Genomic DNA, 241 nt, shown 5'->3' on the forward strand with positions numbered 1-241 from the left:
CGCTTCGCCTATCCTACTGCGTCCCCCCATCGCTTAAAACGAATTATGGTGGTACAGGAATATCAACCTGTTATCCATCGCCTACGCCTGTCGGCCTCAGCTTAGGACCCGACTAACCCAAAGCGGACGAGCCTTCCTCTGGAAACCTTAGTCAATCGGTGGACGGGATTCTCACCCGTCTTTCGCTACTCACACCGGCATTCTCACTTCTAAGCGCTCCACATGTCCTTGCGATCATGCT

1 rRNA gene is annotated in these 241 nt (G+C 53.5%); it reads right to left on the reverse strand.

Annotated elements, in window-relative coordinates:
• Positions 1-241 (reverse strand): 23S ribosomal RNA (locus SH09_RS15730); the annotation flags it as partial.

The organism is Staphylococcus gallinarum (assembly GCF_000875895.1).
GTDB lineage: Bacteria > Bacillota > Bacilli > Staphylococcales > Staphylococcaceae > Staphylococcus > Staphylococcus gallinarum.